This window comes from Lelliottia jeotgali, from assembly GCF_977070485.1.
Map to the genome: position 1 here is coordinate 181,532 of NZ_CDRVFO010000010.1, position 14,739 is coordinate 196,270.

General features: G+C 61.7%; 15 protein-coding genes. 7 read left to right on the top strand and 8 right to left on the bottom strand.

All coding sequences use genetic code 11. The features are described 5' to 3' along the window. The first annotated feature begins 112 nt into the window (after positions 1-112). From ACW4TB_RS16785 to ACW4TB_RS16805, 5 genes are all read left to right on the top strand, one after another. A complete protein-coding gene (locus tag ACW4TB_RS16785; protein ID WP_279928560.1) occupies positions 113-2,413 on the top strand; it encodes a fatty acid cis/trans isomerase in 2,301 nt (766 codons plus the stop codon). Between the two features lie 112 nt (positions 2,414-2,525). Continuing rightward, positions 2,526-3,560, top strand: a complete 1,035-nt coding sequence (locus ACW4TB_RS16790) for an acyltransferase family protein (protein WP_279928563.1) — start codon at positions 2,526-2,528, stop codon at positions 3,558-3,560. A gap of 58 nt (positions 3,561-3,618) precedes the next feature. Continuing rightward, entirely contained in the window at positions 3,619-4,203 is a 585-nt protein-coding gene (nfuA, locus tag ACW4TB_RS16795) for a Fe-S biogenesis protein NfuA (RefSeq protein ID WP_012313787.1), read from the top strand. A 213-nt stretch (positions 4,204-4,416) separates the two neighbouring features. Then, a complete protein-coding gene (locus tag ACW4TB_RS16800) occupies positions 4,417-5,025 on the top strand; it encodes an SCO family protein (RefSeq protein ID WP_012313788.1) in 609 nt (202 codons plus the stop codon). Then, on the top strand, positions 5,025-5,513 hold the full coding sequence (locus ACW4TB_RS16805) for a copper chaperone PCu(A)C (protein ID WP_279928568.1): 489 nt from the start codon (positions 5,025-5,027) through the stop codon (positions 5,511-5,513). The genes ACW4TB_RS16800 and ACW4TB_RS16805 overlap by 1 nt, the downstream gene beginning before the upstream one ends. A gap of 33 nt (positions 5,514-5,546) precedes the next feature. Here the strand turns inward: ACW4TB_RS16805 and ACW4TB_RS16810 are convergent, their stop codons facing one another. The 8 genes from ACW4TB_RS16810 to ACW4TB_RS16845 form a co-directional block, all read right to left on the bottom strand. Next, the gene (locus tag ACW4TB_RS16810; RefSeq protein ID WP_279928570.1) at positions 5,547-5,774 is read right to left on the bottom strand and encodes a hypothetical protein; all 228 of its coding nucleotides are present in this window, start codon (positions 5,772-5,774) and stop codon (positions 5,547-5,549) included. 40 nt (positions 5,775-5,814) lie between these two features. Beyond that, positions 5,815-6,648, bottom strand: a complete 834-nt coding sequence (locus ACW4TB_RS16815; RefSeq protein ID WP_012313791.1) for an AraC family transcriptional regulator — start codon at positions 6,646-6,648, stop codon at positions 5,815-5,817. After that, entirely contained in the window at positions 6,645-6,959 is a 315-nt protein-coding gene (locus tag ACW4TB_RS16820; protein WP_012313792.1) for an AzlD domain-containing protein, read from the bottom strand. The genes ACW4TB_RS16815 and ACW4TB_RS16820 overlap by 4 nt, the downstream gene beginning before the upstream one ends. Continuing rightward, positions 6,956-7,657, bottom strand: a complete 702-nt coding sequence (locus ACW4TB_RS16825) for an AzlC family ABC transporter permease (protein ID WP_012313793.1) — start codon at positions 7,655-7,657, stop codon at positions 6,956-6,958. The genes ACW4TB_RS16820 and ACW4TB_RS16825 overlap by 4 nt, the downstream gene beginning before the upstream one ends. 96 nt (positions 7,658-7,753) lie before the next feature. After that, positions 7,754-8,431, bottom strand: a complete 678-nt coding sequence (locus ACW4TB_RS16830) for a hypothetical protein (protein ID WP_455843024.1) — start codon at positions 8,429-8,431, stop codon at positions 7,754-7,756. A gap of 174 nt (positions 8,432-8,605) precedes the next feature. After that, entirely contained in the window at positions 8,606-9,700 is a 1,095-nt protein-coding gene (locus tag ACW4TB_RS16835; protein ID WP_012313795.1) for a protein kinase family protein, read from the bottom strand. A 42-nt stretch (positions 9,701-9,742) separates the two neighbouring features. Next, positions 9,743-10,369, bottom strand: coding sequence for a LysE family translocator (locus ACW4TB_RS16840; protein WP_012313796.1), 627 nt, complete (start codon positions 10,367-10,369; stop codon positions 9,743-9,745). Between the two features lie 2 nt (positions 10,370-10,371). Beyond that, entirely contained in the window at positions 10,372-11,154 is a 783-nt protein-coding gene (locus tag ACW4TB_RS16845; RefSeq protein WP_012313797.1) for a YqcI/YcgG family protein, read from the bottom strand. 160 nt (positions 11,155-11,314) lie between these two features. Here ACW4TB_RS16845 and ACW4TB_RS16850 point away from each other — a divergent pair, with 160 nt between their 5' ends. Next, positions 11,315-12,235, top strand: coding sequence for a LysR substrate-binding domain-containing protein (locus tag ACW4TB_RS16850; RefSeq protein WP_012313798.1), 921 nt, complete (start codon positions 11,315-11,317; stop codon positions 12,233-12,235). A 73-nt stretch (positions 12,236-12,308) separates the two neighbouring features. Further along, a complete protein-coding gene (locus ACW4TB_RS16855; protein WP_012313799.1) occupies positions 12,309-14,669 on the top strand; it encodes a DNA polymerase II in 2,361 nt (786 codons plus the stop codon). Positions 14,670-14,739: the final 70 nt, after the last annotated feature.

Genomic DNA, 14,739 nt, shown 5'->3' on the forward strand with positions numbered 1-14,739 from the left:
GTTTTTAGGCGCATTGGCCATTTGCATGAATTTCGTTCATGTTGCGCCGTGAAGCACCCAAGGTCGACCAGGCAAACGTGATGGCTTTACTAGAACCCAGGACTTTCGGCACATGGTGCATCGTTTTCTTGTCGGCGCTTTCGCGCTGCTGCTCAGCAGCGTCGCGCTCGCACAAGCCCCCCAATCGAGCGCGGTAATTTCCTACACGCGGGATATTCAACCGATCTTCACCGAGAAGTGCGTGGCCTGCCACGCCTGCAACGACGCCGCCTGTCAGCTGAAGCTGGAGAGCCCAGAAGGCGCTGTGCGTGGTGCAACCAAGATACCGGTCTACCAGGGTGAAAGGAGCAAGGCAGTCCCGACCACGCGGCTTTTCTACGACGCGCACAGCGAAGAGCAGTGGCGCAAGAAGGGCTTCTATTCGGTGCTCGACGGCCAGGGCAGCCAGGCCGCATTGATGGCACGCATGCTGGAGCTGGGGCACAAGGCGCCGCTTACCCCCAACGCCAAGCTGCCTGACGATATCGTCTTGGGGCTTGAACGCAACAACATGTGCCCATTGCCCCATGAGTTCGATGCCTATGCCGGCGCTCACCCCAAAGAGGGGATGCCACTGGCGGTCACCGGCCTGACCGATAAGGAATACCAGACCCTGCAGGGTTGGCTGGCTGCAGGTGCGCCGGTCGAGTATGAGCCGATTCAACCAAGCGCGGCCGAGGCAAAACAGATCGCCGAATGGGAAGAACTGCTCAATCGCCCGGGGTCTACGGAGGCCTTGGTAGGGCGCTGGCTTTACGAGCACCTGTTTCTGGCGCACATCCATTTCGTCGGCGGCGAGCAGGGCCACTTCTTTCAGTGGGTACGTTCGCGCACGCCCAGCGGCCAGCCAGTCGATCTGATTGCCACGCGCCGCCCTAACGACCCGCCGGGCACCGACTTCTATTACCGATTGATTCCGGTGCAGGGTGTGATCGTGCATAAAACCCACATCACTTACCCGATGGGGCCGCAAAAGCTCAAGCGCGTGAAGCAGCTGTTCTATGCCGGTGACTGGCACGCCAGCGCGCTGCCGGGCTATGGGCCGCGCCACCGCGCCAACCCGTTCGAAACCTTCGAGGCGATCCCGGCGGTGGCGCGCTATCAGTTCATGCTGGATAACGCCGAGTACTTCGTACGTACCTTCATTCGCGGGCCGGTATGCCGTGGGCAGATCGCTACCGATGTGATTCGCGATAACTTCTGGGCGCTGTTCCAGGAGCCGGCGCACGACCGCTATGTCACCGATGCTGCGTACCGAGGCCAAGCCACACCGTTGCTCGCCATGCCGGGCCAGATCGATGACGTGGGCAGTGTGCTCAGCCTGTGGCATGCCTACCGTGACAAGCGCAACGAGTATGAAAAGTTGCGTCGTGAGGCCTACGCCGAAATGCCGGCGCCGGGCTGGTCGACCCTGTGGGCCGGCAACGACAATGCGCTGCTTAGCATCTTCCGCCACTTCGACAGCGCTGCGGTGACCAAGGGCCTGGTCGGCGATGTGCCACTGACTGTGTGGCTGTTCGACTACCCGCTGCTCGAACGTACCTATTACCAGCTGGCGGTCAATTTCGATGTATTCGGCAATGTCTCGCACCAGTTGCAGACGCGGCTGTACTTCGACCTGATCCGCAATGGTGCCGAGGTCAACTTCCTGCGCCTGATGCCAGCGGACCAGCGTGGCGCAATTCTCAGCGACTGGTACCAGAACAGTGGCAAGGTGAAGATGTGGCTCGACTATGAAGACATCGACAGCGACACGCCAAGCGGTATCAGGCTCGACCCCCGCGATCCCAAGCGCGACTTCGGTCTCAAGCTGCTGCAGCGCACCGGCAGCCTGAATGCAGCGCCTGATCCGATCAACCGATGCCAGGGCGCCTATTGCTCGCGGCCGCAGATGAATGAAGAATTCCGTAACGTCGAGCAGTCGCTCAGCCGCCTGGTATCTCGCCCGGCCGCAGGCCTAAAGGTGATCAATCAATTACCCGAAGCCACAATGTTGCGCATCGAAGGGCAGGGCGGCCAGCGTCAGGTCTACAGCCTGCTGCGCAACCGTGCGCACAGCAATGTCGCGTTCCTGCTGGGCGAGGCTGCGCGCTACCAGCCGGGGCTCGATACCCTGACCTTGTACCCCGGGGTGCTCAGCAGTTACCCGAACTTCATCTTCAATATCCCGGTGGCGGATGTGCCTGAGTTCGTCGAAGACATGGAGTACGCGCGCGACGATGCCGCCAAGTTCGAGCGCATCGTCATGCGTTGGGGCGTGCGCCGCAGCCACCCGCAGTTCTGGCGTTACTTCCATGACCTGAACACCTTCATCAAGGAAACCCAGCCGTTGGAGGCCGGGGTGCTGGACATGAACCGCTACGAGAACCTCTGATCGGTTGCGCTGACCTTTCCGGCACACCTGCGGTCGGAGAGGTTGGGTGGTCCGGGGCTGCCAGGCAGCCCCACTGTGGCCTCAATGCACCAAGGCAATCGCAGGGTGATCCATGCTGTATTCGCTTCAGGCACTGCGGGCGTTCGCCGCCTGGGTGGTGGTCTGCCACCATTTCATGCAGATCTTTTTCGACTTCCATGCCACTGGCCCCGTTGGCCAGTTGCTCACTGACCGCGGCGCCGTGGGCGTCGACATCTTCTTCGTCATCAGCGGGCTGGTGATCTACTTTTCGACCCGAGACAAGCCCGTGGAGCCGCGTCGGTTCCTGCTCAACCGCGCGTTACGAATCATCCCTGCCTATTGGTTCTACACCGTGCTGATGGCGCTACTGCTACTGGCCTTCAGCCAATGGATGCCACACCAGGCATTCACCTGGCATCACCTGTTGCTGTCGATGCTGTTTATTCCGGCAGAGAACCCGGGTGGCTACGGCCTGTACCCGACCTTGAACGTGGGCTGGACGCTGAACTTCGAGATGTTCTTCTACCTGTTGTTTGGCCTGGCATTCCTTGTCCGGCAGCGCCACCAGTTGTTGCTGGTGACCGCTGCGCTGGTGCTGGTCAGCGAAGTGCTGGGCCGCCTTGGCGTGCTCAGCCGCTTCTACAACAACGGCATCATCTACGAATTCTTGCTCGGTATCGGCATCGGTGTGCTGTACCGCCGCGGCCTGGTGCGCGAAGGGCTGTGGTTGCCGCTGGCGGTGCTGGGTGTGGCGTGCTACGCGATCTACCACCTGGACGCGTCCCAGCGCTTGTTGCATTGGGGCCTTCCCAGCGCACTGATAGTGTTGGCGTTTGTAGCACTTGAGCGGTACTTCCAGGGCAACCGGGTGCTCAAGGCATTGGGGGACTGCTCGTACTCGGTGTACCTGATCCACGTACTGGTACTGTACGCGGGCTGGTTCGCCAGCCAGCGCCTGCACTTGAATCCCTACCTGGTCTTTGCTCTGTGCGTGCCGTCCATTGGACTAATGTCGTGGTTCAGCTACCAGTGGCTGGAGCGGGGCCTGTACCGGCGGATGCAGGCGTGGCTGGCGGCACCGCGGGAGCAAACGCCGGCGTTTGCTCTTTCCCGAGTCAAATGCTAGGACTTTGTTCGAAGGCCAGGTTGGCGTACACTTGGCCGCAAGTCTGTGAGGAACTTCCATGAGCGCTATAACCATTACCGACGCCGCCCATGATTACCTGGCCGATCTGCTTTCCAAGCAGAACACGCCTGGTATCGGCATCCGCGTTTTCATCACCCAGCCGGGCACCCAGTACGCCGAAACCTGCATTGCCTACTGCAAGCCGGGCGAAGAAAAGCCTGACGACACCGCCGTGGGTCTGAAGAGCTTCACTGCCTACCTGGATGCCGTCAGCGTGCCGTTTCTGGAAGACGCGCTGGTCGACTACGCCACCGACCGCATGGGCGGCCAGCTGACCATCAAGGCGCCGAACGCCAAAGTGCCGATGGTCAACGAAGACAGCCCGATCAACGAGCGTATCAACTACTACCTGCAGACCGAGATCAACCCGGGTCTGGCCAGCCACGGTGGCCAGGTCAGCCTGGTGGATGTGGTCGACGACGGCATTGCCGTGTTGCAGTTCGGTGGCGGTTGCCAAGGCTGCGGTCAGGCAGACGTAACCCTGAAGGACGGCATCGAGCGGACCCTGCTCGAACGTATTCCAGAACTCAAGGGCGTGCGGGATGTGACTGACCACACCCAGAAAGAAAACGCGTACTACTGACCGGTAGTTCGGCGAACGGCTGGCCACAAGCTCTTAGCAACAAACTGTTACGGATTCAACCCCTGCGACAACAGGCCGCAGCCCGTGTTTAAAGGGCTGCAGGCCACCACCGCCTTGGTCGGGTAGAAGCGCTCGGGGTGTCATGCCAGAATGCCCGGGTTTTTCGGCCGGCCCGTCCCGAGGGTCGGCACCTTCCCTTTAAAGGATGGTTCCATGAATGATCTGTTGACCCGGCGCGCAGTCGTCGCCGGGATGGGCGTTCTCGGGCTCGGCCTGCTGGCAGGCTGCAATCCGGCCCGAGGGCTTGAGTTCAAGTACGGCAAGAACATGAGCAACGAAATCCTGGGGCGTAAGTTCCGTCTCAAGGATACCAAGGGCAATGACGTCACCCTGTCGAGCTTCTACGGCAGCATGCCGATGATCTTCTTCGGGTTCACCCAGTGCCCGGCAGTCTGCCCGACCACCCTGGCGCGAGCGGCGCAAATCCGCAAGCAGCTCCGGGGCCGCGACCGCGATCTGTTCCAGGTGGTGTTCATCACCCTGGACCCGGAGCGCGACACGCCCGAAGTGCTCGACGCCTACGTCAAGGCCTTCGACCCCTCGTTCATGGCCCTGACTGGCACCCCGGAGGAAATCGCCGAGGTGGCCAAGGAGTTCAAGGTGTTCTACGAGAAGGTCCCTGCCGGCGATACCTACACCATCTCTCATTCGTCCACCAGCTACGTCTACGATACGCGTGGCACCCTGCGCCTGAGCCTGGGCCATTCCCTGAACGCCAAGGAATGCGCCGAAGACCTGGTCACCCTGATGGAGATCTGCTAATGGCTGTTTCACTGCACCCGTTCAAGCGCGGCCTGGCCGCTATTGCCCTGCTGGGCCTGGCGCTGCCGGCTTTGGCCCAGACCACCGTCAGTGATGCCTGGGTACGCGCAAGCGTACCGCACCAGCAGTCCACCGGTGCGTTCATGACCCTGACTGCCAGCAGCGACAGCAAGCTGATTGGGGTAGCATCGCCTGTGGCCAAGACTGTGCAAGTGCATGAGATGACCATGAACGGTGATGTGATGGGCATGAAACAGGTCGAGGCCGTGCAGCTGCCAGCCGGCAAGCCGGTGAGCCTGGACCCCAATGGCTATCACGTGATGCTGATGGGCTTGACGCAGCAGGTGAAGGAGGGCGACAAAGTCCCGCTGACCCTGACTGTGGAAGATGCCAAGGGTGGCAAGGAAACCTTGGAAGTGCAGGCAGCGGTACGGGCGCTCAACGCCGAGACGGGCGGTGGGCACGACCACATGCACATGAAGCACTGATTGATCCGGGGCCGCTAAGCGGCCCCACTTCATTCAGCTGCGAAAACGCGGCAGCGGCCTTTCCAGGGTCAGCGAGGTCAAGGTCTTGCGGACCTGGGCTTCGTCGGCCTCCAGGGCCTTGAGACTTGCACGGATCTTGCCAGCGGCGGGCACGTCACCCTGCCGGTCGATCCAGTCGGCGATCTCTTTGCAGGCACTGCTCAGGCAGGCCTGGCGCTGGTTCATCAACGATATGAGGGTGGTGAACTCTCTTTCGGACATGGCAGGATCCTCCAATTCAGCCTTGTCAGTGTAGCAGCAGTTACCCGTGCAGGCAGGCGGTGCGATAGGCGCCCGGGGTCACGCCATAGGCCTGTTTGAATTGCCGGCTGAGGTGGCTCTGGTCAGCGAAGCCCAGGTTGAAAGCCACGCCGGTTGCAGTCACGCCGCTCTTGAGCATTTCCCGGGCACGGGCCAGGCGCCGTTGCTTCAGCCAGGCATGCGGCGGCAGGCCGGTGGCCTGGCGGAACACCCGGGCGAAATGGAACGGCGATAGATTAACCGCGCCTGCCAGTGCTTCGAGCGAAGGCGGTTCTGCCAGTTGGCTCTCCAGCAGCTCGCGGGCGCGGGCTACGGCCAGTGGTTCGTGGCCAGGGGGCGCGGGTTCAGCGCATTGGCCGTGTCGTTGTACCAAGGCCAGAACCGCCTGGCGCCAGGCGGTCTGTTGCTGCAGGGCACTGGCGCTGGCTTCGGACAGCCGATGCAGCTTGCTGAAGGCGATGGCCAGGGCCGGGTCCTGGATCACGCTGTCCTTGAAGCAGGGCATGCCGTGGCGGCCCAGTTCCAGCTCGTCGAGCACGCCGGTCACCCGTTCATGCTCCGGATAAAACCCGCGGTAGCGCCAGCCAGCCTCATGGGCTGTAGCGCCGGTATGCAGTTCGTCCGGGTTGATCAGCACCATGCTGCCCACGGGTGCCAGGTGCTCGCTGCCGCGGTGCCAGAAGCGCTGGGCACCCGACTCGATCACGGTGAACACGTAACCCTCGTGAACATGTGGGGCGAAGCGTTGCTGAATGTAGCGCGCATGCAGCATCTCGACATCGCCCAGCGCGGGCGCCTGCCAAAGGTGGGTCTGTTCGCGCAGGGGTGTGCTCATGTCAGCCAGCTGCGCAGCAGGAAGAAGATAAACATGCTCACCAGCATGCTCAGCAATACACTGCGGGTCAACAACACCAGGACGATGGCCACTACAGCCCCCAGCAAGTAGGGGTTGAGCGGGCTCAGGTCCAGCTGGTGGCCGGGCAGGAAGACGATAGGCCCGCAAATGGCGGTGAGCATGCCCGGCACGGCAAAGCCCAGAAACTGCCGGGCATTGGAGCTCAGGCGCAGCGGTAGGCGCGGTTCCAGGAAAGCGTAGCGATTGAGGAACACTACGGCGCCCATGGCAAAGATCAGTAACCAGGTCATACGCGGCCTCCGGAAAATTTCTGGCAGATAAAGCCGGCAGCCATACCCAGCAGGCCAGCGGCCACCAGCGCGGTTTCCCAGTGCCAGTAGCTGAAAAGGACTGAACAGAACAGCGACACCGCCACGCACACTACCGTGGCGAGGTTGCGCACGAGCGGGGCGATCAGGGCGACGAAGGTGGCGACAATGGAAAAATCCAGACCCAGCTGGTCCAGATGCGGGATGTTCTGGCCCAGCACGATCCCGGCCAGGGTGAACAGGTTCCAGGCCACGTAGAAGGTCAGGCCGACACCCAGCGCGTACCAGCGGTTGAATTGCTGTTGGTCATAGTGGCTGGTCAACGCGAAGAACTCATCGGTCAACAGGAAACCCAGGCCCAGGCGCCAGCGCAGCGGCTGGTTCGATAGCACCGGGCGCATCGACAAGCCGTAAAGCAGATGCTGCGAGGTGAGCAGCAGTGTGGTCAGCAGAATCGATAGCAGGTTGGCGCCGCCCTTGAGCATGCCGATCGCCACCAGTTGCGCGGCGCCAGCGAACACGATCGCCGAAAGGCCCTGACCCTCCCAGGCACTGAGGTTGGCCTCGATGGCCATCGAGCCAGCAAGCAGGCCCCAAGGAGCAACGGCCAGTGATAACGGAAGAATGGCGATGGCGCCGTGCAGAAAAGCTTGGCGGGCGATAGGCGGACTGCTTTGCATGATGGCTGCAACACTATTGTTCGGTAGCGCAGCATGCCAGAGGGTGGGGCAGGTTGCTTGAACGATCTTGCTGGTTTGCCACGGCCAGAACAACGATCAACGCTGGCTGGTCAACCGCCGTTGTGCAGCTACGCAACCATTAATTTCCACCGCCTTTTGCAGCAAATCCCGGCGGTGCTGCGGATCGAGGTCGCCCAGTAACCGATACACCTCAGCCTGATAGTCGCGTTGGCGCCCCCACTGCATTTCCAACCCTTGTGGCTGGCTGCGGCTGCAAGCCAGACGTGTGGCCGGTTGCGGGTAGTAGGGCGCATACAGCGTGGCCATGCCCGGGATCGCTTCGAGTGCTTCGCGGTACCGGGGGCTGGCGTTATACGGTGGGCACCAGGTGGCGATCGCCGTAGCGGGCGGGGCAAAGCCCTGCTGGAGGCTGGCCTCGAGCAATGGGCATGCAGCATCAGGGATTTGCGCCGCTGGCAGGTAGGTCGTGTAGTACAGTGCCAGACGGTATTGGGCCACGGGATGGCCGAGTTCCACTGACTTTTCAAGCAGGGCTACCGCAGTCGGAAGCGTACGGGCCATGGCCTGGCCTTGGCGTTTGAGTTCCGGATCGCCGCCAATGGCAGTGCGCAGCGTGTTGCCGTTAGCGTCCGGGTTATCGGCCTGCTCCAGCAATGGCAGGGCCTGGCGATAAAGCAGGTCGGCATGCGGGTCGATACGCACGTCGAGCGCTTGTGCGGCAAACGGCATCAGCGAGATGAGGAGTGCGGGCACGCGGGCGAAACCACTCACAGGCGGGCCTCACTGGCAACACAGCCCGGATAAGTAGAAAGGTACTGGTGGACGGCTCGGGTGTTCATGACAAGTACACTTGCGCCTCAGGCGTATCGGAACGACGGCCTATTCTAGCCAACCGGAAGGCCCGACCGAAAGGGCAACGCACATTTGTCAGACGAGCTTGATCGGTGTGACCTTGCGTTGGGCAATTTTTTCCTGGGCAAGGCCCAGTTTGGCGGTGATCACCTTGGCCAGCGCATTGTTGCCCAAATCATTGAGGTGCAAGCGATCAATGAACAGCTCGGCCCCGAATACAGGGGAGCTGCTCAGCATGCTGTTCATGTCGTAACACGGCACCGGGTCTGCCTGGCTCTTGATGCGCCTGAAGAAGGCCATGTGCAGTTGACTGTCAAAGGCACCTTCAAGCAGTCGGTCGAAGTTGGTCGGTTGCTGTTCCAATGCCGACAGCATGGCTCGCTCTGCGGCAGGCAGCGTTTCACGGCACCATGGCAGCAGCGGTTGGAGAATGAAGGTAAGGGTGGCGTGGCTGTCGGCAAGCAAGCGTTCCCATTGACGCAAGGTACGGCCAATGCGGTCGGCAGCCTGTGCCAGGCGTTTCTGTGGGGCGGACAATGGCCAGGCGGGGGGCGGCAGCTGCCGACGCGGAGCCAGGGCCTGGCCAAGGCGTTGCCACAGCGAGTCCCGGCGCGCCGGGCTGGCAGGTAGCACGCCTTCGTTGAAACTGTTGAGGTAGTTCCGATAGGCCTTGGCATGCAGCGCAGCGTGCGGGCCGCCTAGCATTTCGCCGAGGCCCTCGTGGGCCAAGGTGTTGATGCCGCTGAGCACCACCACGTGGCCGACTTCGCCGAAGCGATGCTGATGGGTGAGAAACAGCAGCAGTTCCTGGCTGGCATTGAGCCCACAGCCGGCCAAGCTCAACCACACTTCTCCGGTGAGCATCGACAGGTGTGATGCCACCGTATTCTCATCGGAACTGGCACCGATCCCCAATGCGGTCGAACCGCCAACGAGCAAGTTGACACGGCCGGTGCCGCCATACTCGGCGGCCGAGAATCGCTTGCCGGCACAATGGCTGTAGCGCAAACCGAGCGCATCGGTGTTGATGGTGCCGGAACGGTAGCCGCTTTCGTGCACATGCAGGGTGTGCGGGGCACGGCGGCTACCCAGTTGCAGGAAACGCTGGTAGTCGAGCGACAGTGGCGCAGGCAAGCCCGGGCCTAATGTTGCGGTATTGGACTGGGTCATGGGCGCTCCTTGTTGTCCGGCGTGGCGTCTCGCACCGAGGCGTCAGCCCGCCAGCTCCTTGATGTTGTAGGCCAGGCCGCCGACTGCGATCAGCAACAGCGCAACCCCCGAGGCCAGTGAAATCATCCGATTGCTACGCTGCGAGGCGATCTTGCCGATGGCAAAGATGTAAAGGCTGAGCACGGCGAAGTCGATGGCTACCCACAGCAGGGACAGCACCATCATGCTTTTGCCGAACGATTCGGTGATCTGGATGAACTGTGGGAAGAAGGCAATGAAAAAGATGATGTCTTTGGGGTTGGAAATACCGACCATGAATCCTTGCCACAAACCGCCACGCCCAGCTTTGGGCGTTTGCGCCAGTGCCTGGCAGGCCGGCGCCTGCAGGTATTCGCGCAAGGTGCCTACGGCGATGTAGCCGATGAACAGGCAGCCGAGCAGGCTCATGCCGCTGAGCCAGGCCTTGTCGATGGCTGCACTGGTGAGGATGATCCAGGCCGCGGCGCCGATCAGCACCAGGGAAGCCCAGTTGGTGCCCACGGCGGTGAACATGGCCTTGCGCGAACCAGAGGCCGCGGCGGTGTTGACGATCAATGCCACGACCGGGCCTGGTGTGGCGATCAGCAGCAGTACGGTCAGGGCGTAGGTAGCGGTCAGTGCGGTATTCACGGTCAGTTCTCGATCTGGGTGTCTGGTGTTGCGTGGACGGGGGCATGAAAGGGGCAGCGCGACGGGTTGAGCGAGCCTGCTTCCTGCAGTTGGTATTGCTTCCATTCGAAGTTGTCGGCCTGGCCGAAGAAACCCAGGCTGTCGGGCATCACGCCGTCGTTGTAGTGCTGTACGCGTTCGCGGATGCGTGCACGGATGCGCTTGCCGCTCTCGGTATCGGCATTGGCCACTTCATCGAAGTTTTCCCGCGGATTGATGACGAAGGTGATGTGATTGCCCAGGTTGCGACTTTTCATTTGATGGTGGCCGGGAAAGTTCATGTTGATGAACAACGCCATGCCGGCGTAGCAGAACGACCAGCCACTGTCGTGTGGGTCGGCCGGGATCGCTTGCGGCCATGGGTGCGGGTCACGGGCATGGACGCCGCGCAGCACCTTCCAGGCCAGTGCCTGCTGTTCGGCCAGGCTGCTGTCGGCGGCAGTTTCGAGAAACACCACCAGCGGGCTGCCAATGCGTTGCTTGACCGGCACCGGTGCTATGGTGCGCACGTATTCGGCCAGCCCTTGTGCGATGTCATCGGCGAGCTGCTCGGCGCGGGCGAACAGGATGTGGCAGGATTCCCCGGCCACTGCCTTGCGCCCGAACAGGCACGGAAAGTCAGGGTTGGCGAGGATGTTGCGAAAATGTTGTATCGTTTTGTGCGTCCAGTGCTGCGTGTTCCGGACATGTTCAGCGGCCAGCTCTAGCGCGTCCAGGCGATAGCAGTTTCCATAACCCGTAAACATGATTTCCCCAGGCGTTTAATAAGTAGAAAATTCAAGACACATGCAGGCAGGTTATTGGCTTATCTTGGTTGTTTACCTGCATTTTCTGAGGCGTACCTAACGTTGTAAAACGCGTGGTACTATGACCTACTATTAGTCTCACTCATGCTTTGGGGGCATCATGTCGGAACGGATCCAGGCGTTGCACGCTCTGCGTGCCTTCGAGGTCGCCTCACGTTACGGGTCGTTCACCCGCGCGGCCGAAGAGCTGGCACTGACCCAAGGCGCCGTCAGCCACCACATCAAGACCCTCGAAGGCCTGTTCGGCTGCAATCTGTTCGAGCGACGTGGGCCCAAGTTGAGCCTCACTGAACATGGGCGCCTGCTGGCCCAGGAGCTCAAGGTGGGCTTCAAGATCATCGAGAACGCCTGTGCACTGCTGCGTCAGGACCGCTACGGCTTGCGCTTGAAGGCGCCCTCGACGCTGACGGTCCGCTGGTTGCTGCGGGCGCTGGATGCCTTCAAGAAAGTCGATGACAGCTGCAGCGTACAATTGTCGAGCGTCTGGATGGACATCGACACGGTGGACTTTTACTCCGAGCCCTACGATTGCGCCTTTCTTTTGTCCAACGGACGGTTTGCCTCCGACATCGAGAGTTTCAAGCTGTTCGACGAATGGCTGATTCCGGTGTGTCACCCAGACTACATGGCGCATGAGCAGCCGGCACTGGGTGACCTGCGCCAGTGTGAACTGCTGCATCCTTCATCGGACCGGCGCGACTGGCGGCGCTGGCTGGCGCGCATGGATGCCCTGGACATCAGCATCGATCAGGGCCAGGTGTTCGACACCCTTGACCAGGGCATTTCTGCGGCCCAGCAGGGCCTGGGAATTTCCGTGGTCGACCTGGTGCTGGCCAGTGCCGACCTGACCGCAGGGCGCCTGGTCACCCCGTTCAAGCATGCAGTGGCGACCGGAGACGGGTATTACATGACCTGGCTCAAGTCCAGCCCCAAGGCGCGGCAAATGCACAAGATGCGCGACTTCCTGTTGGGGCAGGTGCCGCCATTGGCCTACAAGGACATCAACTACCTGTACGGTTGAACACCAGTCGAAGCGGCTTCGTGACGGTGGCGCGCTAGCGTAGAATCGTCTTTTTCAAGCAGAGGTCGTCACGGTGGAGTTGCAGCAGGGCTTTGTACTGACCCGGCATTGGCACGATACGCCGGAAGGCACCTGCGTGGAATTCTGGCTGGCCACCGATGCTGGGCCGCGGCTGCTGCGGTTGGCGGCGCAGGAGTCGGTGGCGTTCATTCCTCAGGCGCAGGCCGAGCACGCCCGTTTGCTGCTGGCCAACGAAACAGGTACGCAGTTCAAGCCGCTGCGCCTGAAGGACTTCGAGCATCGCCCGATGCTCGGCCTCTATACACGCCAGCATCGCCAACTAATGCAACTGGAGCAGCGCCTGCGCACTGCCGGTATCGACGTATTCGAGGCCGATATCCGCCCGCCGGAGCGCTACCTGATGGAGCGCTTCATCACGGCGCCGGTGCAGTTCGCCGGGCAACCGGATGCACAGGGTGTTTACCGTGAAGCCCAGCTCAGGCCACTGCCCGGCTATCGCCCGGCACTGCGCCTGGTGTCGCTGGACATCGAAACCAGCGAGCATGGCGAGCTGTACAGCATCGCTCTGGAAGGCTGCGGCCAGCGGCAGGTGTACATGCTGGGCCCGGCCAACGGCGATGCCACCGGGCTGGACTTCGACCTGGAGTATTGCCCCGACCGCGCCGCCTTGATTACCTGCCTTAACCAGTGGATGGCCAGGCATGACCCGGACGCGATCATCGGCTGGAACCTTGTGCAGTTCGACCTGCGCCTGCTGCATGAGCACGCCAGGTCGTTGCAGGTACCGTTGGCCCTGGGGCGCAACGGCGCTCCGATGACCGTGCGCAGCCACTCCGGTGGCGGCCATGTATTCGCCGACGCTCCGGGACGGCTGTTGATCGATGGTATCGAAGCACTGCGCTCGGCGACCTGGAGCTTCCCGTCCTTCAGCCTCGAGAGCGTTGCCCAGACGCTGCTGGGTGAAGGCAAGGCCATCGACACGCCTTACCAGCGCATGGACGAGATCAACCGTCGCTTTGCCGAGGACAAACCGGCCCTGGCACGTTACAACCTCAAGGACTGTGAGCTCGTTACGCGCATCTTTGCCCATACCCGCCTGCTCGAGTTCCTCCTGGAGCGGTCTTCGGTCACCGGCCTGGCGGTAGACCGCAGCGGCGGATCGGTCGCTGCGTTTTGCCACTTGTACATACCGCAGATGCACCGTATGGGCTTTGTTGCCCCCAACCTTGGCAGCCGCCCCGACGAATCCAGCCCCGGTGGCTTTGTCATGGACTCGCGCCCAGGCTTGTACGACTCGGTGCTGGTGCTGGACTACAAGAGCCTCTACCCGTCGATCATCCGTACCTTTCTGATCGACCCGGTGGGGCTGGTCGAAGGCCTGCGCTTGCCCGACGATGAGCACTCGGTAGAAGGTTTTCGCGGTGCGCGTTTCTCGCGCAGTCAGCATTGCCTGCCGGCCATTGTCGAGCGTGTCTGGCAGGGCCGGGAAGCGGCCAAGCGTGAGGGTAATGCGCCGCTGTCGCAGGCGCTGAAGATCATCATGAATGCTTTTTACGGGGTGCTAGGGTCGAGCGGGTGCCGCTTTTTTGATCCGCGCCTGGCCTCGTCGATCACCATGCGCGGTCACCAGATCATGCGCCAGACCCGCGCGCTGATCGAGGACAAGGGCTATGAGGTCATCTATGGCGATACCGACTCCACCTTTGTCTGGCTCAAGGGCGCTCATGGCGAAGCGGCTGCCGCGCAGATCGGTCACGAACTGGTGGCCCATGTCAACCGGTGGTGGCGTGAGCACCTGCGCGAGCAGATGAACCTGGAAAGCGCACTGGAATTGCAGTTCGAAGTGCACTACCGGCGTTTTCTGATGCCTACCATCCGTGGCACCGATGAGGGTAGCAAGAAGCGTTATGCGGGCCTGGTGCAGCGTACCGATGGCAGCGAGAATGTGGTCTACAAAGGCCTGGAGTCGGTGCGTACAGACTGGTCTGCGCTGGCACAGCAGTTTCAGCAGGAGCTGTATGGGCGGATTTTTCGCGGCCAGCCGTATCGCGACTATGTGCGCCACTATGTGCAGCAGACCCTGGCGGGCGACCTGGACAACCTGCTGGTGTACCGCAAGCGCCTGCGCCGGCCGCTGGCCGATTACCAGCGCAATGTGCCGCCCCATGTGCGTGCCGCGCGCCAGGCCGATGAGTACAACAGCCGCCTTGGTCGCCCTCGCCAGTACCAGCGTGGGGGCTGGATCAGTTACGTCATCACTACCGCCGGCCCCGAGCCGATGGAAAACCTGCAATCGCCGATCGACTACGAACATTACCTCAGCCGGCAGTTGCAGCCGGTAGCTGATGCAATCCTGCCGTTCGTTGGCGATGATTTTGCGACCTTGACCGGCCGCCAGTTGCAGTTGTTCTGACCACAGGCATTAGCTATCTAGCGCCTGTCGCAGAGCACGCTGCCTAAGCTGGCCTCTTTTCATGAAGAGG